This is a genomic window from Sphingomonas prati (assembly GCF_014643515.1).
GTDB lineage: Bacteria > Pseudomonadota > Alphaproteobacteria > Sphingomonadales > Sphingomonadaceae > Sphingomonas_R > Sphingomonas_R prati.
The window spans coordinates 151,281-175,736 of record NZ_BMJP01000005.1; the positions used below are offsets into that span (position 1 = coordinate 151,281).

Consider the following 24,456-nt stretch of genomic DNA (forward strand, 5'->3'; position numbering starts at 1 on the left):
CCGTACGTCGTCGCTCACGCCGTCGCCACCGGTTTGACGATGATCATCCGTGCCCCGAACACCGGTCCGGCGGACGACCGGTCATGCGGCACGAACCGCACCTTCACGCTCGTCTTCCCCTTCGTCAGCCCGATCGGCAGCGGGTAGTCGACATCGAAGAATTTGCCGGGTCGGTCCGCCTCCAGATGCTGTGTCGCCACCTTCACATTGTCGACCAGGATATCGAAATCGCGCGCCCGCTCGTCGCCCCAATAGGTCGCCTGCAACGCCAGCGGACCGGGCCGCGTCTTCATCGTGAATTCGAGAAAACCGCCGGACCTCGCATCGCGCCCGTTCCGCCCGCGATAGCTGACCGGGTAGGAGATTTCCGACGTCAGCGCATGGTCGCGCTCCGGCTGCATCTCGCCCAGATGCATCACGTCGACCGACCGAGCAGCGATGTCTTTCAACCGCGCCTGCTCGGTCCGGAACGCCGCCTCCTCGGTCTTCCACGCCACCTCGCTGAACCGCTTGAAATACACTGCGCTGCGCCGCTCATACTGGCTGTAGAACGGCACGAAGTTCAGGTCCCCCGGCCGGATGATCCCGCGCGTCGTATAGGTCGCGCGGTCCGCCGGGACGGGCGTGAACGCGGCAAGCAGGTCGGCCCCCACCATCGCCGGGTCCGCCTGCTCCCATTTCGCTTCGTTCGGCCCCAGGTCCGCCGCCAGCACCATCGGCCCGCGCAGCACCGCGACCGTGTCGGCATCGCCCGGCGCACTTTCCAGCCGCAGGTCGAGCGGCACGGTCAGCGCCACGACATCGCCCGCCTTCCACCGCCGATCGATGATCGCATAGCCCTTCGCCATCGTCGGCTCGACCGCCGCACCGTTGACCGTCACTGTCGCACGGTCCCCCGCCCAGGCCGGCACGCGCAGCGCGATCGGGAACCGCCCCGGCTTGCCCAGCTTCGTCAGCGTCAGCCGCGACTCCGGCTCGAACGGATAGCGCGTCTCCAGCGTCAGCACCGCGGCCCGCGCCTGCCACCGCGCTTCGGCGGGAATGTACAGGTTGACCAGCAACGTCGTACCGCCCTCCCAGAAGATCGCCTCGCCATGCTTGGCGTGGCTCTCCATCCCCGAACCAACGCAGCACCAGAAGACGTCGTCCGCCGGCGTCGAATAGCTGCGCGGCGCCCCGGTCATCAGCGGGGTCATATAGCTGAAGCCGGCATTCTTCGGATTCTGCGCGGCCATGACGTGGTTCAGGTGCGCGCGTTCGTAATAGTCGAACAGCGCACCGTCCGGCTCCCAACCATACAGATGCTGCGTCAGCTTCAGCATGTTGTACGTGTTACAATGCTCGCACGTCTGCTCGGTGATGTGCGTGGCGATACTGTCCGGTTCGGTGAAATATTCCCGGTCGGCATTGCCGCCGATGACGTAGCTGTGGTGCTGCGTCACCGTCTTCCAGAAGAACCGCGCGGCGTCGGCCGGCGGCTGCTTTCCGTTCAGTTCGTGGATCCGCGCCAGCCCGACCACCTTCGGCACCTGCGTATTGGCGTGGAAATTGGCGAGCTTGTCCTGCCCCGCCACCATCGGATCGAGCATCTTCCGGTCGTACAGCCGCTCCGCCACGACGAGCCACCGCCGGTCGCCGGTGCGCGCCGACAGTTCGGCATAGCTCTCGTTCAAACCGCCATATTCGCAGCCCAGCAACATCTGCATCTGCGCATCGTCGAGCGCCGCGAACACCTTCTCAAAATACGTCGCCAGCCCCGTCGCGACGGTCAGCGCCTGCGTGTTCCCCCACGCGCCGTGAACGTCGAGCAATCCGGCGAACACCTTGTGGACGGTATAGAGCGGCGACCAGGAGCCGTTCAGGTCGAACCCGCCCGACTTGATCTCGCCGCGCATCACTTCAGGGAAGATCTCCTCCCCGTCGACGATCGTCCCGTCCTTCCGCTTGCGGCCCAACGCCCCGACATAACCGGTGCCGCGCTTCGCCTGCGCCCGCGCCAGTTCGGCGACGATGTAGTCGGCACGCCGACGGCACTCTTGATCGCCGGTCTGCGCATTCATCAGCACTAGCGCGGTCAGGTAATGGCCGAGCGTATGTCCGGCGATCGTGTCGCTTTCCCACCCGCCATAGATCGGTGCCTTGGCCGGCAGCCCGGCATAGACCATGAAGTTGTGCAGCAACCGATCCGCACTCAGCCGCAGCAGGTAGGTCCGATTGACTTCCACCGCCGTCGCATAGGGGGACGGCCGCAACCGTACCGCCGACAGCGGCAGCGGCGTCGGCCGCGCTGGCAAGGCCGTCGCCGGCGCGCGTCCGATCGCCTGTTCGCTTGCCGACAACAGCGCCACCGCCGTCGTCCCCATCAATACATCCCGGCGGTTTGCGAACATCTTCCACTCCATTCGGATATCGTATACTATACTCTGAGAAGAGTGGCGCAAGTGTCATCTCTCACCCCAGTCGAGCCGAGCGAGCCCCATCATGAACGCATGCCGCCCCCTCCTCGTCCTCCTCCTGCTCGGAACCGCGACGCTCCCGGTTCATGCCCAACCGCCCGCCGCCAAGCCAGGCTACCGCCCGATCGCACGCACAACGATCGCCACGCCGGCGTTTCGCGTGACGCTCCGCACAGACACCCAGACGCTCGCCCGGCTGTCTCCCATCAACGATCCGGCGTTCGATTTCGTCCCCGGTGCCCGCGAAGCCGAGCGCGCCGGCGACGGCTACGTCCATATCGGCGACATCCACCTCCGCCTCCGCAAGCCCGGCGGCCTCTGGACGGACTTTGCGTCCGCGCAGCATCGCGCTGCGATCCGCCGGCTGCCAACGAACGGAGCGACGTTCGCCGCCGCCGACATCACCGCCTCGCTCGGGGCCGACAGCCCGCTGCGCGTCGAACGCCGCTGGGTGAACGACCGCGGCATCCTCGCGCTCCGATTCACGCTGACCAACACCACCGACGCGCCGGTCGAGGTGGGCGGGCTCGGCCTGCCGATGGTGTTCGACAACATCATCAGCGATCGCACCCTCGAACAGGCGCACGCGCAGGCCAGCTTCGTCGACCCCTATATCGGCCGCGACGCCGGCTATCTCCAGGTGACGCGGCTCAACGGCGCCGGCCCCGCCCTGCTCGTCCTGCCCGAGAAAGGCACGCCGCTCGAGGCGTATCGCCCGATCCTGGAAGCCGCCAAGGCCCCCACCGGCGACCTCTTCACCGACCGCAGCAAGCGCGGCCAGACCTCGGAAGGGTTCTACGACTGGACCATCGCCAGCAAGGGGTTCGCCGAGCGCGAATGGGCGAAGGCCGGCGAACAATGGAACGTCCCGACCAGTTTCACGCTCGCCCCCGGCACGACCCGGACGATCGGCGTCCGCTTCGTCACCGCGGCCGCGATCGCCGCGATCGAGGACACGCTGGTCGCCAACCACCGCCCCGTCGCGGTCGGCATCCCCGGCTACGTCGTCCCGACCGATCAGGACGTGTCGCTGTTCCTGAAGACCCCGCAACCGATCACCAGGGTCGAGAGCTTCCCCGCCGGCGCGCTCACCGCCACCCCGACGACAAGCGCCAAAGGCTGGGCACGCTACACCGTCCGCAGCAAGGGCTGGGGCCGCGCCACGCTCGCCGTCACCTACGCCGACGGCAGCGTCCAGACGGTCAGTTATTTCATCACCAAGCCGCTCGACCAGACCATGGCCGACCTCGGCCGCTTCTCGACCACGCAGCAATGGTATGAGGGCAAGTCGGACCCGTTCGGCCGCAACCCCGCAATCCTGACCTACGACCGCGAGGCCGGCAAGGTCGTCACGCAAGACCCGCGCGTCTGGATCTCGGGGATGAGCGACGAGGGCGGCGCCGGAAGCTGGGTCGCGGCGATCGCCAAGCAGCTCGACAACCCCGATCCGGTCGAGATCGCCAAGCTGCAACGCCTGATCGACGAGACCATTCAGGGCGGCCTGCAGATCCCCGACGGCCCGCACGCCGGCGCCGTCCGCAAGAGCCTGTTCTACTATGACCCCGCCGCACATCCCGGCTATTACGACCCGACCGTCGACTGGACCACCTGGACGTCTTGGTCGAAAAAGGCCGGCGGCGACCTCGGCCGCGCGTACAATTACCCGCATGTCGCGGTCGGCCACTGGGTCCTGTACCGCGTCGCGCGCAACCATCCCGGCCTCGTCACCGCGCATCCCTGGCGCTGGTATCTCGACCACGCCTACCGGACGACCACCGCGATGATGCGCGACGCGCCGCACTACACCCAGTTCGGACTGATGGAGGGCGACGTGTTCGTCGACATCCTGAAGGACCTGAAGCGCGAGGGCCTGACCGCCGAGGCGACCGAAATGGAGCGCCTCATGAAGACCCGCGCCGACCACTGGCGCACGCTCGCTTTTCCGTTCGGCAGCGAGATGGCCTGGGACTCCACGGGCCAGCCCGAAGTCTATGCCTGGATGCGCTATTTCGGCTACCAGCCGCAGGCCGACGTCACGCGCCGCGTGATCCTCGCCTATGATCCGACGATCCCGAACTGGGGCTACAACGGCAATGCGCGCCGCTACTGGGACTTCCTCTACGGCGGCAAATATCCGCGGATCGAACGGCAGATCCACCATTACGGCTCGACGCTCAACGCGGTCCCGCTGTTCGACGCCTACCGCGCCGACCCGAGCGACCTGCGGATGCTGCGGATCGCTTACGGCGGCATGATGGGCGGCATCACCAACATCGACCGCGACGGCTTTTCGTCGGCCGCGTTCCATTCCGCACCCGACATGATGCAGTGGGACCCGTATAGCGGCGACTATGGCATGGGTTTCTACGGCCACGCGATCACCGCCGCGACCTATCTTGTCAACGACCCGGCCTTCGGCTGGCTCGGCTTCGGCGGCAACCTGAACCAGGCGGCCGGGGCGGTCGGAATCGCGCCCAAGGACGGCGCCCGAACCCGCCTGTTCATCGCCCCCGCCGGGCTGTGGATCACGCTGGAGGCCGGCAAGATCGCTCGGGCAAGCTACGCACCAGCTACCGGCGCGGTCACCCTGACGCTCGATCCGGCAACGGCGATCAGTCCGAACGCGCGTGTCTTTCTGGAGACGACGAGCAAAGCGGGTCGGACCTATTTCCCGGCGGGCGGATCATTCGAACGCGGTGGCTACACCGTGCCACTCAAATCGACACCGACCGACCTGACCCTGTCACCGCGTTAGCCCGGGTTCACCGAACGGCGTTGGCGTCCGGCACCGGCTCCCCCGCCAGGTTCCGGACGAAGAAACCGAACTGCCGCCGCGCGACATAGTCGATCGGCCCGGTCGATCGCCCGACACTATGCTCGCCGCCCGGCACGACCAGTAGGTCGAAATCCTTGCCCGCACGGATCAGCGCGTCGGCGACCTGCATCGTCGACGCGGGGTCGACATTGCTGTCCTGCTCGCCGACGATCATCAGCAGCTTGCCGGTCAGCCGCGCGGCATGATCGACGCCCGACGCGGCGGCATAGCTCGCATCAACCGGCCAGCCGAGCCACTGTTCGTTCCAGCTGATCTTGTCCATCCGGTTGTCGTAGCAGCCCGCATACGCCACCCCGACCTTGTAGAAATCGCCGTGGAACAGCAGCGCATTCAGCGTGCTCTGCCCGCCCGCCGACGCGCCGTAGATGCCGACCCGGCTGATATCATAGGACGGGTCCGTCGCCGCCAGCGCGCGGTGCCACGCGATCCGATCCGGAAAGCCGGAGTCCGCCAGGTTCTTCCACGCCACGTCCTGGAACGCCTTCGACCGGTTGGCCGTGCCCGTCCCGTCGATCTGCACGACAATGAAGCCGAGATCGGCCTGCGCCTGCATCCCGATCACCTTGTCGCCGCCGGAATGATAGCCGAACGGCCAGTATTGCTTGGGCACGAAGCTGTCGTGCGGCCCGGCATAGATGTTCTCGATCACCGGATAGCGTTTCCGCGGATCATAGTCGCGCGGCCGGACGACGACGCCCCAGATGTCGGTCCTGCCGTCGCGCCCCTTCGCCACGAACACCTCGGGCGGCCGGAATCCCGCCGCGCGCAATGCACCGTCGTCGCCCTTGGTGATCGTCGCCACCAGCGCACCGTCGCTTGACCGGTGTAGCTCGCTCACCGTCGGCAGGTCGACCCGTGAATAGGTATCGACATACAGCGATCCATCCGGCGAGAACCGCACGTCATGATCCGCCTTCGCCGGCGTCAACGCGGTCAGGCGCCGCCCGTCGAACCCGATCCGGTAGACGTGCCGGAAATACGGGTCCTCCCCCGCATTCATCCCGCTCGCCGAAAACACGATCTCCCGCTTTACATCGTCGACCGCGATCACGTCGCGCACCACCCAGTTTCCGCTCGTGATCCGCCGCTTCACCTTCCCCGTCCGGCCGTCGACCAGGTAGAGATGGTTCCAGCCATCGCGCTCGGATGCCCAGATGATCTCGTCGCCGCGCCCGCCGACCTCATGCTGGTAACGAAGATCGGCGAACACGAACGTCTTCGCATCCTCGGTGACCGCGGCATGCGCGACGCCGCTCTCGGCATCGACCGCGACGATCCGCACCCGCCCGAACCCCCGCCGCACATAGTCGAACGCCACGCTCCGCCCGTCCTTCCGCCAGCGCGGCGCGGATAGCTGGTAGGGGTTGGGGAACAACGCGTCGTCGATCACCGTCTGCCGCCGCGTCGCGACATCGAACAGCACCGGCCGCTCCTGATCGATCGCATCACCGGGCTTCGGATAGAGCTGGCTCCGCAGCTTCGGCTGAACCTGATCGCGCGGCGACGATTCAACGCGCAGCACGCGCCGCTGATAGCCCGGCCGCACGCGGTAGATCATGATGTGCCGACTGTCCGGCGACCAGCGCAGCGTCTCCGGATCGTAGAAGTCGCCCGCCGTCCCGTCGACGCTCAGCGGCACGACCGCCGCATCGCCGGCTTTGCGCACGACAAGGTTGTCGCCCTGCACGAACGCGGTCCACGTCCGGTCCGGCGAAACCGTCGGGGCGTTGTCCGCCGGCACCGACAGATCGCGCACCACGCCGAACCCGCGCGGCCGGCTGTTGTCGACGATCGCCTCGCACCGATAGACGACGATCCCGCAGCGCCACCGCGTCTCGCCCAGACCGAACGTGATCGCCTTGCCGCCGTCCGCATAGTCGAACTCGGCAAACGGCAGATGCAGCGCATCGACCGCTTCGTGCCGCGCCTCACCCAACGTGGCCGCCAGCCTGGCCGTATCGAACGCCGCCGACTTGGCGAGCGTCTCGGCATCGACCGTCTCGAACGCGAAGCCGCCCGCCACCGTCTTGCGGTACGAGAAGTGCCGCCCGTCCGGCGTCCAATGCGCCGGCCAGGCCACGTCGCGCGTCAGGTCCTGCCACGCCCTCCGCAACCCGATCGACCGCTGGAACGCCGCCTCGTCGGGTGCCGCCTGCCCCGCCGCCGAGGCACACAGCAACAGGATCGCGAGGACCCGCGACGAGCGACGCAAGATCATCAGCTGTCCTTGCCAAGACCGATCAACGGCAACATCGCGGGCGCCAAGCCGTCCCCCCGCGCCTCCAGCCGGATCGGCCCGCCTCGCTCGCCCGTCTGGACCAGGGCCATGCACAACCCGTTGAACGCGGACCGCGCCGTCGCATGGTCCGGCTCCAGGCTCCGCGGATCGCCGTTGCCCACCCCGAGCAACCGCGCATCCCCCGACAGGCTAAACGACACCCGATCCGACGCGGTCGGCACCTCGCGGCGTTTCGCGTCAAGGATCGCAACGCGCACCACCGCCACCTCTCCCGGCGCCAACCGCCGCCGATCGCTCGACATCCCGATCCGCGCCGCCGCCCCCGTGGTCTCGCGCATCGCGTGCATCACCCGCTTGCCGCCGCGATAGCCGTGCGCCTCGATCCGCCCCGGCGCATAGGACACCTGCCATTCGAGATGCTTGTTGCGCACCACCGCCTGCCGCCCGACGCTCCGCCCGTTCACGAACAGTTCGACCGCCTCGGCATTGCTGTGAACCCACACCGACACCGGCTGCCCCTCGCGCCCCGTCCAGTTCCAGTGCGGGAACAGGTGCAGCACCGGCTCGCCGCTCCACCACGCCCGGTAATAATGATAATTGTCTTTCGGGAACCCGCACAGGTCCATCTGGCCGAAGTTCGACACATTCTCCGGCCAGCGTTCGAACGGCGTCGGCTCCCCGCGATAATCGAACCCGGTCCACACGAACCCGCCGCTCAGGAACGGGCGCGCGTCGTAGAAACTCCACCAGGTCTCCGCGGTCGTGGCCCATTTCGGGAACTCGCGATCGTACGCCGGGACGAATCCCGCCTTGTCGTCGCGCGCATATGCGCCGCGCGTCATCACCGTGCTGCCCGTCTCGGTCCCGATCATCGGCATGTCAGGATGCGCGGCGTGATACGGGTCGATTGCGTCGAGATAGTAGTTGCACCCCATCACGTCGAGCACGCGCGACGCCCCCTCGCCGAACTTGCCGTTGAACGCCTCCGTCACCGGCCGCGTCCCGTCCAGTTCGTAGACCTTGCGCTTCATCGTCTCCGCGATCCGCGCGCCGGTTTCGGTGCCGCGGTGGATCTCCTCGTTGCCGATACTCCAGAGGATGATGCTCGGATGGTTGCGCCCTTGCCGCACCATCCGTTCCAGCTGCCCCAACCCCTCGGCATTGCTCGACATCTGCCGCGTCTCGTCGATCATCAGGATGCCCATCGCGTCGCACGCATCCAGGATCGCGGGCGCGGGCGAATGGTGCGTTGACCGGTAGGCGTTGCTCCCCATCGCCTTCAGCTGCTCCAGCCGCCAGACATGGAGGCTGTCCGGCACCGCAAAGCCGACCCCGGCATGATCCTGATGGTTGCACGTCCCCTTGGTCTTGACGGGCTTGCCGTTGAGGAAAAACCCGCGCGCCGCATCGAACCGGATCGTCCGGATCCCGAACCGACACGTCTCGCGATCGACCACGACACCGTCGACCAGTATCTCGCTCACCAGCGTGTAGAGCTGCGGCGTCTCAAGCGACCACAGCGCCGGCGCCGCGACACGGGTCTCCTGCGTCGCGGTCGTCCCGCCCTGGGCCGCCAGGCTCAGCGGGTCCGCGAACAACACCGCAACCGGCTTCCCGTCCGGCCCGATCACCGTCGATCGCACCCGCGCCGCACAGGCGGGCCCATCATTGTCGATCTCCGTCGCGATCCGCACCGTCGCGCCACCGGCATCGACCGAGCACCGCACCGTCGCGCCCCAGCGCGGGACATGCACCGGTGCGGTCTTCACCAGCCGCACGTCGCGGTACAGCCCCGCCCCCTCGTACGACCACGCCTCGCCCAGGCTGACGTCGCAGCGGATGACGAGCACATTGTCCTCGCCCGGCCGGGCAAAGTCGGTCACGTCGATCTCGAACGGCGCATAGGCGCTTTCGTTCGATCCCACGACGAACCCGTTCAGGATCACGATGCAGTCGCGCGCCACCCCGTCGAACTGCAACAGTAACCGCCGCCCCACGTCGCCCTTCGCCAGCGGGATCACCCGCCGATACCAGCCGACACTCGTCGCCGGCCACATCCGCCCGACCGGCTTGAACCCCTGATACGCGCCCGTCCGGTCGGCATCGCTGCCCGCCGGCCCGAACTGCCTGAACGGCAGGTCCACCGCCCAGTCGTGCGGCAGCGTCACCGCCTCCCAGGCACCGTCATCGAACGCGCGCTCGGCAACCGGCGTCCCGACGTCTCCCGACTTCGCATAGGTGTCGTGCGAACGACCGAAGCCGAAATCCTTCGCCGGATCGCTCGCATGACCCAGGTGGAACCGCCACCCGCTCGCGAGCGCCACGACCTCCCGCGGCCCCGGCGAGACCGTTCCCGCCGCCGCGACCGGCAACTCGGGCACGACCGCGGCAAGCGCGGTCAGGCCGCCGGTCTGCAAGATGTGGCGGCGGCCATATCCGGTCATTCTCTCACCCCCCATCGCGTCAGAGTTTCACGGTCGCCCCGACGAACAGGATCCGCCCCAGCGTATCATACACCCCGGGATAAGTGTTGCCGTTCCCGAACGACGACAGGATCCCGGCGGCGATCGCGGGCGGGCCCTTGTCGAACAGGTTGTTGATGCCCGCGCGCAGCTGGAGCCCCTCACCGAACGCCACGGTGCCCGCCAGATCGATATAGTTATACGCCGAAATCTTGCGGTTGATGACGCTCGGCGTGCCGGCCAGGAACGCGTTGTCGGACAGCGACGACAGGCTGACCGAGTCCGTGTGCCGCCACGAAACCGACAGCGATCGGCCCTGCGGCATCATCCACGTCGTCCGCATCACGTGCCGCCACGTCGGGTTCGGCTGCCCGCAGGTATAGCCGTACAGCCCCTTGCAGTCATAGCTGCCCAGCCCCGCCAGCGGTTCGGCCGCCTGCTTGATCAGCCGCGTGCCGACCAGATTAAGGTTCAGCTTGCCGAGCGCGCCTAGGCCCAACGTATAGTCGGTGGTGACGTCGATCCCCGACGTCGTCAGCGATCCGGTATTGTACGTCGTCGACACGAGATAGCCGTTGGTCCCGAACAGCGCGCCCGACCGCGGATCGCGCGTGAACAGGCCGCAGTAGAACGGATCGCCCCCCGTCACGCACTGGCTGATCGCCAGCGAGGGATCGACCGAGCTGATATAGTCCTTCACCTTGATGTGGAAATAATCGACCGACAGCGTGAAGTTCCGCATCATCCGCGGCGTCAGGACCAGACCGATCGTGTAGGTATCGGCCTTCTCGGGCTTCAGGTCGGAATTACCGCCGAACTGCGCGGAACAGGTGTCGGACGGGCATTCGATGATGCTGCCATATTGCGCCTGCGTCACACCGGTCAGCTGGCAGACATCGAACGAGGCAGCCGGCGTCTCCCCCGAACACGGGTCCTGCGCGGCGACATTGCCGATCGATCGCGACCCGAACAGTTCGGCGATGTTGGGCGCCCGGATCGCACGGTTGTAGCTGAACCGCAGCCGCGCGTCCTGCGACGGCGCCCAGCTCGCCTCGCCCTTGTACGTCCAGACATTGTACTTCGATTTCAGCCCGGTCGACTGCTGTTCGTTGCGATAGGCGGAGTAGCGCAGACCGCCGTTGATGGTCAGCGCGTGCGCGAACGGCAGGTTCTGCAGGATCGGGATTTCCAGCTCGCCATAGGCCTCGTTCACCGTGATACGCCCGTCGGTATCGGTCGCGCCGCCCTGTTCGGCTACCGCATCGGCGGTGTAGTTGAGCGTTTCGCGGCGGCGCTCCGCACCCAGCGCGATGTTCACGCCGCGCTCGGCCCAGGGGCTGGCGATGCCGAACGTGCCCAGATCGCCGTTGATGTTCGCCGATATCACCGTCAGCGCGTTGCGCGACGCGGTGTTGCTCTCCGAATAGAGATACGCCGCCTGCGTGTCGGTGATCGCGTTGGCCTGGAACACGTTGACCGGCACACAATTCGGATCGCTGCCGTCGATGACCGATCGGCACGTCGGCACCCCGTTCACGCTGACCACGTCCAGCGCGCGCTGCGCCTTCACATTGTCGACGTTGTTCAGATACGTCTCATTGAACTTCACCAGCGAGTGCAGATAGCTGACGTCGTACTGGAACCCGTGGCCCAGGTCGCCCCGGACGCCGGCATTGTAGCGATAATCCTCGTGCCGCAAATCGTCGCGACGCGACTGCCCGTCACCCAGCCGGTATCCGATCAACGTGTCCTGCGTCGCTGCGGTCCCCGCCGCCGCCCCGCACAGCGACTGCTGTTGCGCGGCACTCATCAGCGGATTGTTGCACGGCACGGTAAAGCTCGTCCCTAGGAACAGCGCGGACGGGGCGACCTGCGAGAATGTATGGTCGTTCATGTACATGAAGCTGCCATAGACTTCGGCCACCGGCGCGATCTCGAACTTGGCAAACGCGCCGCCGATGTAGCGATTGTCCGATCGCTGCAGGTAATTGGTCGGCGAATAGTTGTAGGCATAGGCCGACGTGTACGGGACCCAGGTCTGCGTCCCATCGATGTTGTTGGTCAGCGTCTTGCCGGCATTCGGCCCGCCGAGCGGCGCGAACGTACCGTATGGCGAGTTGCTCGATCCGCCGCAGGTCAGGTTGCTGCCGGCATCGTCCACTTGGTTCAACGCGCACGCCGACACGTCGCGGTTCGCCTGCAAGACCGGATCGGTGTGGCGATACCCGCCATAGACGGTGATGTTGCCGCGCCCGTCGGCGAAGTTCTTGCCGTAGGCGGCGTTGATGTCCTGCTTGCCGCCGTCGGCGACATTGCGTGGCGCGTTCGCATAGCCCTGCGCCGTTACGAGATCGCGCACCGCGCCATTGTCGTTGGTGTGGATGCCGAGCGAGGACTGCCCGTCGATCCGCAACCCGTCGAGATGGTCCTTCAGCACGAAATTGACGACGCCCGCGACCGCGTCCGACCCATAGACCGCGGACGCCCCGCCCGTCGCCACGTCGACCCGGTCGATCAGGCTGGACGGCACGAAATTGAGGTCCATCGCCTGCTGCGGCAGCAATCGCTGGCCGTTGAGCAGGATCAGCGTCCGGTTGGACCCGAGGTTGCGCAGGTTGATGTTGGCCGTGCCGTCCGAACCGTTCGAAACATTCTCGTTCGCGTCGGCGGTGAACTGCGGCAGGCGGTTCAGTACGCTTTCGACGTTCACCGCCCCCTGGTACCGGATCTCCTGATCGGTCACCGACGTGACCGGGCTGTTGCTCGCCAGGTCGGGCCGTCGGATGCGCGTGCCCGTCACGACGATCGCCTCGTCACCCGAGGCGGACGACGCCGGATCCGTCCCCTCCGGACCGGCCACCAACTGCGCATGCGCGCCCGAGGCGAGAAGCATCGCCAGCACCGTAGCGGTGCTCGCGCGAAGACGATGTGTGCCGACCAGATTTCCCATGATGACCCCGCCCAGAGTGTGTCCGGGCAATCCATCACGTCATCAAACTGAAGTCAAATATAATATACGATATCCGGTATATACACATGACGTGTGACTTTACGGCCGGCATGAAATGAACCGCGCCTTTCGAAACGCCTGTATTCCGGCAACGGCCGGCCTATGACGACCGCCACGGCGTTCCACGGACCGCAGCGCGAACCACGAGACGAAAGCAGAGTCATGAGCAAGAGCAAGGGCCGCACAGGCGCCGCCGGGCGGGCCAACATCGCACCGCCCCCCACCGACGCGCAGATCGCCGCGGCGCAGTCGGAGATCGTCAAATGTCAGTCGTGGCTCGACGAGCTGGCGACCGGCCACCCCTCGGCAAAGGTCTGGCGGACGCGGCTGAGGGCAGCGCAGGCAATCGTAGCACGCGCACCGCGCGCGCCCTGAGCGCGGCTCAGTCCGCCACACCCAGATACAGCAGCCACAGGAAGAACAGCGTCGACGTCACCGTCACCACCCCGAGCAGCAGCACCGTCCGCCAGACGGCACTCAACCGCGACAGCAGATATCCATAGCGCAACTGCTTATACATGTGGACAGGCGGGATCAGCAGCAGCGCGAACCACATGATCGCCGGCTTGCCAAGCCAAGCCGCCATCAATGTAGAAACGACAACCAGCAGCGACATAAACGCGATCGAATAGGTCGCGAACACCGCATGATCGTACAGCCCGAACCGCCGCCGCCACGCGAACATCACCCACAGGAACGGCAAGGACAGCGGGATCAGCGCCCAGCTATATTTATACCCAGCGGTCTTCATCTTGTAGAATGCCAGCTTCGGGTTCTCGCGGAAATGCTCGACCCGCTGTGCGAACCATCCTTTGATCTCCGCCTGCGACGGTTTCTGTCGCCCGGCCGCCGCCGCCTCAACCTTCGGGCTGCCCTCGCCCGGAATGGCCGCCGCCGCGATGCTCAGGCCGCGCAGATCCTCGCGCAGCTTCGCCAGACGCTGGTCGGCCGCCGCCATGTCCTGCCCCGCCGCCACCCGCCGCGCCCGTACGGCTTCCAGTTCGGCGATTTCCGTCCGCGTCCGAACCGTCTCGTCCACCACCTCCCGGCGCGCGGTCGTCAGATCCTGCGTCACCCCGGCGAGCGCGCCGGACTTGCCCCCGACGCCGCTCATGAAACCGATGTTGGAAACGATCGCGAACATCAGGAACACGGAGAACAGGAACATCGCCATCGGCGTCACGAACTTCTGCCGCTCGCCGTCGATGTAACGCCGCGTCAACTGTCCCGGCCGAAGCGCAAGCATCGGCAGCGTGGTCCAGAACTTGCCGTCGAAATGGAACACGCCGTGGACCACGTCATGCGCGAACCCCATCATGTCGCGGTGAATATGCGCCGCCTGCCCGCAAGTCTGGCAGAACGCGCCGGCCCGCGTGGCGCCGCAGTTCGGGCACGTCCCGCCCGCCCCGTGATCGCCATGTCCATGCTGCCCGACGGGCGAAGCGGCGTGTCGCGCCTCGTGTCCATCCACCGCCTGCGCCGCCAGCCCCCCGGTCACCACCGCGTCCGCGTCGTCCAGTCCGTCCATCGCCGCCGCCCCCGCCGCCATTTCCCCCGACCGCTATCCCCCATCCCGCACGGTCCGTCGAGATGACTTCGCATCCCCCTGCCTTCGCGGCCCCGCCTACGCCCACCCGTTAAAGGTCCGAACGAAGTCACGTCGACAACAGGCCGATGTACGATGGCGCGAGGATCGCAGGCCGCCCCAATGTCGATTTTAACGGCCCCGCTTCATAATCCGCTGCGAAGCTGCGATACCGCATTTGAGCGACACAGAGCGCATAACGACAGGACAGGATCGCCCCCGTGACCCCACCCCGCCTGACCATCGGTGATCCCGCGCCGTGGTTCACCGCGTCCATGCTGGGGCAGGCGACCGAGTCCGATTTCGACAAGGCCGGCGGGCGGCATGTGCTGCTGCTGTTCTTCGGCACGGCCGGCCACCCCGCCTGCCAGGCGGCGTTGCGGCAGATGGAGGCGAACGCCGCGCTGCTGGCCGACGGGCGCGCCGCTTTCCTCGGCGTCACGGCCGATCCGCGCGACGTCACCGACGGGCGGCTGTCGGCGCTGCAGCGCATCGGCGTGCACGTCATCGTCGATGACCATCGTCGGGTCAGCACGCTCTACGGCGCCGTCCGGCCTAGCGCGCGGGGCGACAGCTTCACGCCCTACTGGCTGCTGCTCGATCCGCTGCTGCGTGTCGCGGGCGTGTTCGCGTTGCAGGACGGCCAAGCGGCGATCGACGCGCTGCGCGGCCTGCTGTCCACCCCGCCGGTCGATGTCGCCGCCCCGGCGCTCATCCTCGAGAACATCCTCGATCCGGATTTTGCCGCCGAATTGATCGCGCTCCACGATCGTCACGGCGGCACGGAATCCGGCACGATGCGGCGGATCGGTGACCGGACGGTCGAGATCCACAACCACGCCGTCAAGCGTCGCCGCGACCATATCGTCCAGGATCCCGCGGTCCAGGCGCAGCTCCACGACGCCGTCATGCTGCGCCTCGTGCCGATGATCGCACGCTGCTTCCAGTATCGCCCGGCCGAGATCGAGCGCTACATCGTCTCCTGCTACGACAGCCGCGAGGGCGCGCATTTCGCCCCGCACCGCGACAACACCACCCCCGCCACGGCGCATCGCCGGTTCGCCGTCACGATCAACCTCAACGACGACTATGACGGCGGCGACCTGCGCTTCCCGGAATTCGGCACGCGCTGCTACCGCGCGCCACGCGGCGGCGCGATCGTCTTCTCCTGCTCGCTGCTGCACGAGGTGACACGCATGACCGCCGGGCGACGCTACGCCACCCTGCCGTTCCTCCACGGCGGCGCGCCCGCCTGAGGCCGCGCCCCGCCCGCCAAATCGGTCGCAAGGGGCGGTGCCATGCGGTATGCCGAGGCGATGAGCCAGTCCCCGCCCGCATCGCGCATGCGCTCCGCCTCGTCCACGATCGGCACCGAGCAGGCGCCGCTCCTGCTGGTCGACAACATGCTCTCGAACCCGGAAGATCTGCTGCGGATCGCCCACGACGCTCCGTTCACGCCGGCCTTCACCCCGGCCGGCGGTTATCCCGGACTGCGCGCCGCTGCACCGCGTGCCTACACCGACGCGATGATCCGGACGCTGATCGGTCCCGTGCGGGAGGCATTCGGCCTCGGCCCGGTCGCGGTCACCAAGGCGGAATGCGCCTTCTCGATCGTCACGCTCCCGCCGGACCGGCTCACCCCGCCGCAACGCGCGCCGCACGTCGATTCCACCGACGGGCATCAGTTCGCGATCCTGCACTACCTCTCGCAGGCCGACTTCGGCGGCACCGCCTTCTACCGCCACCGCGCGACCGGCTTCGAAACGATCACGGACGACCGCAAGGATGCCTTCCTGGCAATCCGCGCACAGGAAGGCTGGGCGGCGGGCTACGTCGCGGACGGCGAACCCTGGTTCGAACAGACCGCCGAGGTCGACGCCGCGTTCAACCGCGTCATCGTCTACCGCAGCAACGTGCTCCATTCCGGGCGCATCCTGGCACCGCAGCGCCTTTCGCCCGATCCGCGGCTCGGCCGGCTGACCGCCAACATCTTCGTAACGTTCAGCCCCGTCGGTGACCCGGCCTGAATCGCCCGTCACACGGTTTGACCGTCGCCTGTAAAACTTCCCGGAGCCCCGCATGACGTTTAGGCGATCCACGCCGTCGGCCGTGTCGCTGTTCGTCTTCACGACCGGGGATTTCGCGTTCAACCTCTATTGGCAGGGTGTGACGCTCTACCTGCTGTACTTCTACATCGACGTCCTCGCCCTTCCGCCCGCCATCGCCGGGACGGTGTTCATGATCGGCGCGCTCTGGGATGGGGTGGCCGATCTTGCGGTCGCGGCGATCATCGAACGGACGCGGGTCTCGTATCGGCGGATGATCGGCTGGGGCGCGGTTCCGCTGGGCGGTGCGTTCGTCCTGATGTTCGCGCACACCGCGCGGTCGGCGGTCGCGCTGCTGCTGTTGCAGATCGTCTTCCGAACGCTCTACGCCGCCACCAACACGCCCTATGCCGCCTGGACGGCGCGGTTGAGCGACCGCAGTTCGGTCCGCACGATGCTGACCGGCATGCGGATGATGTTCGGTGCGGCCGCCGCGATGCTCGTCGCCCTCGGCCTGCCCTGGCTCGCGGAACGCAGCGCGTCGCCGGCCGCGGTTGGCTGGTCCCACGCCGCGGCCCTGTTCGTCCTGGTGGCGACGCCGTTGCTGCTGATCGTCGTCTGGATCGTACCCGAGCCGGTCCGACCCGCGACCATGGCGCCAACCGCCCTGCGTCCCCAATTCGCCGCGCTCGTCCGCAACCGCGCCTTCGTCCTGCTCAACGTCGCGGCCGCGGCGGGCAGCGCGGCGACGCTGCTGCTCAGCCAGTCCATCCCCTATTATTTCCGCTACGTGGTGCAGGACACCGCGCGCGGCCCGCAGGTTCTGGCCGCGATGGCCGTTGCCGGCGCGGTCGCGTTGCCGGCCTGGACCGTGCTCGCACAGCGGACCGGGGCACGCACCGCATGGCTCTGCGCGATCCTGCTCGCAATCCTGTGCCTCGGCGCGGTTGCGGCGTCGGGACGCGACGGTGCGCTGCCGATCACGGCGCTTGCTGTCGCTTTTGCCTGCTTCGGACTGGCCGGTTGGTCGCTGGTGCCGGACAGCATCGACTGGGGCGAGGCGCATGACGGCATCCGGGCCGAAACGCTGGCGTTCGGCGCCTTCGCCTTCGTGCAGAAGGCGGCGCTCGCGGGCACCGGCTTGCTGATCGGTGCCACCTACCAGGCGAACGGCTTCGTGGCGGGCGCCGCGCAGACCGCGGCCACGATCCACGCGATCCACTGGCTGATGCTCGGCGGCCCGGCGCTGTTGATCGCGGTCTGTGCGCTCGCCGTCCTCCGCCTTCCGCTTCGCCGCGGCACGATCGCCGCTCTGCGCGCGCAGCGGGAACCGCCCGCGCCGATCAAGCGAGCATGAACTCGCCCGTCACCCCCTCCGCCTGAGCCGACGGCGCGATCCACAGCCGGAACCGCCCGGGCTCCACCGTGGGCTGCAGGTCGCCCCCGACGAACAGCAGGTCCGCCCGCCGGATCGGGAACGACACGACCCGCGACTCGCCGGGCTTCAGCGTCACGCGCCGAAACGCCTTCAACTCGCGCACCGGCCGCGTGATGCTCGCCGTCACGTCCTGAACGTACAGCTGCACCACCTCGTCCGCCGCGCGCGTCCCGCTGTTGGTCACCGTCGCCGACACGGTCAGCGTGCTGGCCGCCGACAACCGCCCGCCGCCCAGATCCAGCCCCGTATAACCGATCCGCCCGTAGGTCAGCCCATGCCCGAACGGGAACGCCGCATCGTTCGCATACTCGCGGTAATGCGCCTTGTACGGCGCCAGTGGCCCCGGCCCGTTCGGCCGCCCGGTGCTCTTGTGCCCGTAATGATAGGGCTCCTGCCCCGTCGCATGCGGGAAACTGACCGGCAGCCGCGCCGACGGCCCGACGATTCCGAACAGCACGTCCGCGATCGACCGCCCCGCCTCCGACCCCAGGAACCACGTCACCAGCACCGCCGGCGCAGTCAGCACCCCGCCCGACAACGCCAGCCCGCGCCCGGTGGACAGCAGCACAACAACCGGCTTGCCCACCGCGATCACCGCCTCGGCCAGCGCCATTTGCGCTGCCGGCACCACGATGTCGGTCCGGCTCTGCGCCTCGCCCGACATCGCCTGGCTCTCACCGATCGCCAGCACGACGAAGTCCGCCGCGCGCGCCGCCGCCACCGCGGCATCGATCCCGCCCGCGATCGGCGCGTCGATCCCGCTGCCGTCCGCCACGGTCACGCTACCGGCATCGGCCACCGCCTCGCGCACGCCGGTCGCCAGATCGACCGCCTCGGCATCCGTCCCGTACACGTTCCACGGCCCGATCAGGTCATGCTTCCCCTGCGCGAACGGCCCGATCAGCGCGATCCGCTTGCCCGCACGCGGCAACGGCAGGATCTCGCCCTCGTTGCGCAACATCACGATCGACTTCGCCCCCGCCTCGCGCGCCAGCGCCAGCGTCGCCTTGGTCCGCACGCGCGTCTTCTCGCGCCGCGGGTCGATCCGCCGGAACGGATCGTCGAACAGCCCGAGCGCGACCTTCAGCGCCAGCACGCGCCGCACCGCCTCGTCCAGCCGCGCCATCGGCACCTCGCCCTTCGCGACGAGGTCGGGCAAATGCAGCCGGTAGAACGCCGACTGCATACTCATGTCGACGCCCGCCATGAACGCCAGCTTCGTCGCCTCGCGCGCGTCCACTGCGAACCCATGCGCGATCAGCTCCTCGTCGCCGGTATAGTCCGACACGACGAGCCCACCGAACCCCCATTCCCGGCGCAGCACCTGTGTCAGCAGCCAGGGATTGGCGGTCGCCGGCACCCCCGAAATCTCGTTGAACGACGCCATCACGGTCGGCGCACCGGCCGCCAGCGCCGCCTGGAACGGCGGGAAATACACGTCGCGCAGCGTCCGTTCGGAGATATCGACGCTGTTGTAGTCCAGCCCCGCCTCGCCCGCGCCATAGGCCGCGAAATGCTTGGCACAGGATGCCACCGCGTCCGGCGCGGCCAGCCCGCGTTCCCCCTGGAACCCGCGGACCCGCGCGTCCGCCATCATCCGCCCGAGCAGGACGTCCTCGCCCGCGCCTTCGACCCCGCGACCCCAGCGCTGGTCGCGCGCGATGTCCACCATCGGGGCGAACGTCCAGTCGATGCCCGATGCGGCCGCCTCCGCCCCCGCCGCCCGCGCGGTCCGGCGCGCCAGCTCCGGATCGAAACTGCCCGCCTCAGCCAGCGGCACCGGGAACACCGTGCGGAACCCGTGGATGATGTCGGCCGCGAACAGCAACGGGATCTTCACCCGCGCCTCGCGCATCGCGACGCTCTGCATCCGCCGCGCCATCGCGGCGCCATTGCCGTTGAACACCCCACCCAGACTGCCGGCGCGCACCTCGCCCAGCTGCGTCTCGAACGTCGACGTGCCCGCCGCGGGGTTCAGCGCCGTCGCCGCACCGCCCGCCCAGGTCGCGGCCATCAGCGTCAGCTGCCCCGCCTTCTCCGCCACCGTCATCTGCGCGACCAACGCCTCGACCTTCGCGGGCAGCGCACGCCCCCCGGCCTCTGACAGCATCGCGCGCACCGGGGACGCCGCCCAGGCCGCCGTCGCCGCCGCGCCGATCATCAATCCGCGCCGTGAAACCTGCCGCTCGCTCATCGGATCCCCCTCCCGACCACCGTATCGGTGGAAAGTATTGAATCCCTCTCTAAGTTTCTGTAACCGGTTACAGCAAGCCTTATGATCCGGCATCGACCGGTTTCGGCGACAAAGATCGCGGGCAAGGGGAGCGAACGAAACTGATGCCGCATGCCACGATCCGTGATGTCGCCCGCGAAGCCGATGTATCGGTCGCGTCGGTGTCGCGTGTCCTCAACGGTCACACCAATGTCCGCCCCGCCGTCCGGCTGCGCGTGGAACAGGCGACCGCACTGCTCGGCTACGTCCCCCACGCCGGCGCGCGCAATCTCAGCCTCGCCCGCGCCGGGGCGATCGGCATCGTCCTGCCGGACCTGCACGGCGAATATTATTCCGAACTGCTGCGCGGGATGGACCGCGAAGCCTCGTCGCGCGACCTGCAACTCCTGCTCACCGTGATGCACGACAGGCCCGGCCGCCACGTCACCGCGCTCCAGACGATGCGCGGGCGTGTCGACGGGCTCTGCGTGATGGCGCCGCACATTCCCGCGGACGAACTGGCCGCCAACCTGCCCGCCGGGGTGCCCGCCGTCCTGATCAACTGCACGGTCGAGGGCAGCCCGCACCTCACGCTCCATGTCGACAATGTCGCCGGTGCCGCCGCGATGACCGATCACCTGATCGCTACCGGCCGCCGCCGCATCGTCCACATCGCCGGCCCCGCGACCAACCTCGACGCGGTCGAGCGTCGCCGCGGGGTCGAGCAGGCCACCGCGCGCGCCGGCCTGTCCGTCCGCGTCCTGCCCGGCGACTTCCATCAGGAGGCCGGCATCGCCGCTGCGAACGCATTGCTCGCCGACCTCGATCAGGTCGACGCGATCTTCGCCGCCAACGACATGATGGCGGTCGGCGCGCTCATGACGATGAAACGCGCCGGCGTTGCGGTGCCGGACCGTGTCGCGGTGGCCGGGTTCGACGACATCCCGCTCGCCCGGCTGCTCACGCCGGCGCTCAGCACGGTCCGCATCGACATCGCCGGCATGGGCGCCCGCGCCGTCGCCGGCCTCGCCGCGCTGATCGACGGCGACTCGGACGGGTCCGACGGCATCCAGCCCATCCTCCCGACGCTCGTCGTCCGGGACAGCACAGATCAACCAAGCCTCGAAACGGGGCATTCAAAAGGGGAGCGCAGACCATGAGCAGGAACTTCAGACTGGCACTCGCCGGGGCCACCATGCTGGCCAGCGGCGGCATCGCATTCGTGCCGGCCGCCGCGCAGACGTCGACCGCGTCGATCCGCGGTCAGGTCAGCGGCAACGGCGGCACGCCCGTCGTCGGCGCCACCGTCGCGGCGGTCAGCACCGCGACCAACCAGACCTATCGCGCGGTCAGCGATCCGTCCGGCCGCTACATCCTGAACGGCCTACGCCCCGGCGAATACCGCATCACGATCACGGGCCAGGGCGCCGCCACGTTCGAACGGCTGATCGTCGTCGCGATCGGCCAGTCCGCGTCGCTCGACGCCACACTCGCCGCCCCCGCCGCGGCCGCCGCACCCGGCACCCCGGACGCCCCCGGTGCCGCCGCCCCCGCATCCGGCGACGGGGCGGAGATCGTCGTCACCGGCACCCGCCTGAGCGAAACCCGCACCAGCGAGATCGCGACGAACATCACGCAGGAACAGATCCGCACGCTGCCGCAAACCGATCGCAACTTCCTGTCGTTCGCCGCACTCGCGCCCGGCGTCCGCTACAACGACAGCGAGACGGACAAGAGCTTTACGTCCGGCGCGTCCACCGCCAGCCAGGTCAACGTCTTCATCGACGGCGTCAGCCTGAAGAACAAGATCCGCGAAGGCGGCGTCGCGGGGCAGCAGAACAGCCGCGGCAACCCGTTCGGTCAGCTCGCCGTCCAGGAATTCCGCGTCCTGACGCAGAACTACAAGGCCGAATATGAACAGGCCGGCGCCGCGATCATCACCGCCGTCACCAAATCGGGCACCAACGAATTCCACGGCGAAGCTTTCGGTCAGTACACCGACCGCAGCCTCAGCTCGACCAGCTTCCTCGACAAGCGCGACGGCAACGCGAAGCCCGCATTCGAACGCAAGCAATACGGCGTCTCGCTCGGCGGCCCGATCATCAAGGACAAGCTGTTCTTCTTCCTCACCTACGAAGGCAATGACCAGAACCGCGCGTTCAACGTCAACTCGACCGGTTCGGCCGCCGCGGTGGCGCAGTTCGAACAATTCTCCGGCCGCCGCCTCGCGGACTTCGAAGGCGCCTATGTCAGTCCGTTCCGCGGCGACTTCTACTTCGGCAAGCTGACCATGACGCCGGACGATCGCCAGGTTTTCGATTTTTCGTTCAGCCGCCGCACCGAAACCGACATCCAGGGCTTCGGCGGCAACGTCTCGTATGAAAATGCCGAGAACAAGCGCAACAAGGTCGACACCTACCTGCTGAAATGGACTTATTCTGGCGATAATTTCGTCAACGAGGTCAACCTCAACTATCTGAACTACTCGTTCCGCCCGACGTCGATAAATCCGGATCTGGCGACTTTCGATTATGAATCCGTCCTGGTCTTCGGCGGCAAGGACTCCACCCGGCGCGAGGTGCAGCAGGGCTACACGATCCGTGACGACTTCACCTATACAGGGATCGACAACCACGCGATCAAATTCGGCCTGCGTGCCGAGGTGACCGACATCGAATTCAACAATAACGCGTACGTCCAGCCGCGCTACACCTACCGCATCGATCAGGCGGGCACGCCGGACAACACCGCCGACGACACCAGCTTCGCCTTCCCGGCGGAGGCGCGGCTTGGCCTCGGCAACGGCCGCATCTACGGATCGAACACCCAGTACGGCGTCTATCTGCAGGACGACTGGGACGTCACCGGCCGACTCCAGCTCAACCTCGGCGTACGCTGGGATTACGAAACCAACGGCAACAACAACCAATACATTACATCCGAGGCCGCCGCCGCTACGCTGCGCGCTTTGCCGCAAACCTATTACTTCAACGCGGAAGACTATATCTCGACCGGCAAGAACCGCGATCCGTTCGAGAGGGCAATCGCCCCACGCGTTGGCTTCTCTTGGGACGTGAACGACAACCAGTCGACCGTCATCTTCGGCGGGTTCGGGCGTTATTATGATCGCAACAACTTCAACAACACGGTCGATGAACAGTCGCGCACGATCAACCCCGTCGGCGTCTTCCGCTTCTCGTCGGACGGCGCACCACGATCCGGCCTGCCGACCATCAAGTGGGACGCATCCTACCTGACCCGCGAAGGCCTGCTCGCGCTCGCCGCCAGCTCGACGCAGGGCCTGCCCGAACTCTACGCGGTTAAGAACGACACCCGCCCGCCCGTCAACGACCAGGCCAGCTTTGGCGTGCGTCAGAAGATCGGCATCTTCCAGGCGTCGGTCACCGGCTCCTACCAGCGCGGCCGCCACGGCTACACAAATATCTACGCGACGCGTCAGAATAACGGCCTCGGCAATTGCTGCGACACCGCTGTCGCGGTCGCCAACGGGTATTCGAACGTCATCATCGGCCTCGACGGGCTCGATACGCGGTACAAGGCGGTCTACTTCACGCTCGACAAGAACTATTCGAAATCGTCCGGCTGGGGCTTCAACATCGCCTACACGCTGTCCGAATCCGAACAGAATGGCGGCGATCTGTTCAGCCTCGATGCGGTGACGCCCGACGCCTACGGTTGGCGGCGCCGCTCGGGCGACGAACGTCACCGGCTCGTCCTGTCCGGCATCGTCGATCTGCCCTACAATTTCCAGCTGTCGACGCTCACCACGCTGGGCAGCGGACAAGCCTATCAGGTCACCGATGCGCGCAACGGATCGGACACCGGGCAACTGGTGTACACCGCGGCCTACCCGGAAAAGAACTGCATCGGCGGCGTGTTCGCCTTCTGCGAAGTCAACGTGACGCTGGCGAACAAATTCAACCTGTTCGGGTCGAAGGACCAGGTCGAACTCGCGGTCGACGTGCTGAACGCGTTCAACACCAAGAACCCAAGCGGCTTCGACGGCTTCTTCAGCAACACCGATCCGCTCGACGCGGCGAACGCGCGCACAGGGTCCAGCGCGCTCACCCTGCCGCGGCGCATCCAGTTCCGGATGGGCTACCGCTTCTGATCCGCTTGGGCCGGGGCGGCGGTGTCGCCCCGGCATAGTCC

Annotated in this window: 13 protein-coding genes; 7 read left to right on the plus strand and 6 right to left on the minus strand. The window is 67.4% G+C overall.

All coding sequences use genetic code 11. The annotated features are described in order from the left end of the window. Positions 1 to 14 precede the first annotated feature (14 nt). Complete coding sequence (locus tag IEX50_RS14655) at positions 15 to 2,390, minus strand: glycoside hydrolase family 127 protein (RefSeq protein ID WP_157177006.1); 2,376 nt, start codon at positions 2,388 to 2,390, stop codon at positions 15 to 17. Between the two features lie 91 nt (positions 2,391 to 2,481). Between IEX50_RS14655 and IEX50_RS14660 the strand changes: the two genes are divergently transcribed. Next, entirely contained in the window at positions 2,482 to 5,211 is a 2,730-nt protein-coding gene (locus IEX50_RS14660) for a DUF5695 domain-containing protein (RefSeq protein WP_157177005.1), read from the plus strand. A 7-nt stretch (positions 5,212 to 5,218) separates the two neighbouring features. Here IEX50_RS14660 and IEX50_RS14665 read toward each other — a convergent pair whose 3' ends face one another. The 3 genes from IEX50_RS14665 to IEX50_RS14675 are packed head-to-tail and all read right to left on the minus strand — an operon-like array spanning position 5,219 to position 12,943. Next, complete coding sequence (locus IEX50_RS14665) at positions 5,219 to 7,510, minus strand: DPP IV N-terminal domain-containing protein (RefSeq protein WP_157177004.1); 2,292 nt, start codon at positions 7,508 to 7,510, stop codon at positions 5,219 to 5,221. Then, a complete protein-coding gene (gene galA, locus IEX50_RS14670; RefSeq protein WP_157177003.1) occupies positions 7,510 to 9,975 on the minus strand; it encodes a beta-galactosidase GalA in 2,466 nt (821 codons plus the stop codon). The genes IEX50_RS14665 and galA overlap by 1 nt, the downstream gene beginning before the upstream one ends. A 19-nt stretch (positions 9,976 to 9,994) precedes the next feature. Next, complete coding sequence (locus tag IEX50_RS14675; RefSeq protein WP_229674074.1) at positions 9,995 to 12,943, minus strand: TonB-dependent receptor domain-containing protein; 2,949 nt, start codon at positions 12,941 to 12,943, stop codon at positions 9,995 to 9,997. A gap of 222 nt (positions 12,944 to 13,165) precedes the next feature. Between IEX50_RS14675 and IEX50_RS14680 the strand changes: the two genes are divergently transcribed. Continuing rightward, entirely contained in the window at positions 13,166 to 13,378 is a 213-nt protein-coding gene (locus IEX50_RS14680; RefSeq protein ID WP_157177002.1) for a hypothetical protein, read from the plus strand. Between the two features lie 7 nt (positions 13,379 to 13,385). Here the strand turns inward: IEX50_RS14680 and IEX50_RS14685 are convergent, their stop codons facing one another. Further along, complete coding sequence (locus IEX50_RS14685) at positions 13,386 to 14,552, minus strand: DUF3667 domain-containing protein (RefSeq protein ID WP_157177001.1); 1,167 nt, start codon at positions 14,550 to 14,552, stop codon at positions 13,386 to 13,388. Between the two features lie 257 nt (positions 14,553 to 14,809). On the opposite strand from IEX50_RS14685, the gene IEX50_RS14690 reads away from it, so the two are divergent. Genes IEX50_RS14690 through IEX50_RS14700 form a run of 3 tightly spaced genes read left to right on the plus strand, consistent with a single transcriptional unit; the run spans position 14,810 to position 17,990 of the window. After that, a complete protein-coding gene (locus IEX50_RS14690) occupies positions 14,810 to 15,844 on the plus strand; it encodes a 2OG-Fe(II) oxygenase (RefSeq protein ID WP_157177000.1) in 1,035 nt (344 codons plus the stop codon). A gap of 42 nt (positions 15,845 to 15,886) precedes the next feature. Next, positions 15,887 to 16,615, plus strand: a complete 729-nt coding sequence (locus IEX50_RS14695; protein WP_157176999.1) for a DUF6445 family protein — start codon at positions 15,887 to 15,889, stop codon at positions 16,613 to 16,615. 52 nt (positions 16,616 to 16,667) lie between these two features. Beyond that, positions 16,668 to 17,990, plus strand: a complete 1,323-nt coding sequence (locus IEX50_RS14700) for an MFS transporter (protein ID WP_157176998.1) — start codon at positions 16,668 to 16,670, stop codon at positions 17,988 to 17,990. Here IEX50_RS14700 and IEX50_RS14705 read toward each other — a convergent pair. Beyond that, complete coding sequence (locus IEX50_RS14705; protein ID WP_157176997.1) at positions 17,977 to 20,265, minus strand: glycoside hydrolase family 3 N-terminal domain-containing protein; 2,289 nt, start codon at positions 20,263 to 20,265, stop codon at positions 17,977 to 17,979. The genes IEX50_RS14700 and IEX50_RS14705 overlap by 14 nt on opposite strands. 143 nt (positions 20,266 to 20,408) lie before the next feature. On the opposite strand from IEX50_RS14705, the gene IEX50_RS14710 reads away from it, so the two are divergent. Next, complete coding sequence (locus IEX50_RS14710) at positions 20,409 to 21,443, plus strand: LacI family DNA-binding transcriptional regulator (protein ID WP_157176996.1); 1,035 nt, start codon at positions 20,409 to 20,411, stop codon at positions 21,441 to 21,443. Next, complete coding sequence (locus IEX50_RS14715; RefSeq protein ID WP_157176995.1) at positions 21,440 to 24,415, plus strand: TonB-dependent receptor; 2,976 nt, start codon at positions 21,440 to 21,442, stop codon at positions 24,413 to 24,415. The genes IEX50_RS14710 and IEX50_RS14715 overlap by 4 nt, the downstream gene beginning before the upstream one ends. The last annotated feature ends 41 nt before the right edge of the window (positions 24,416 to 24,456 follow it).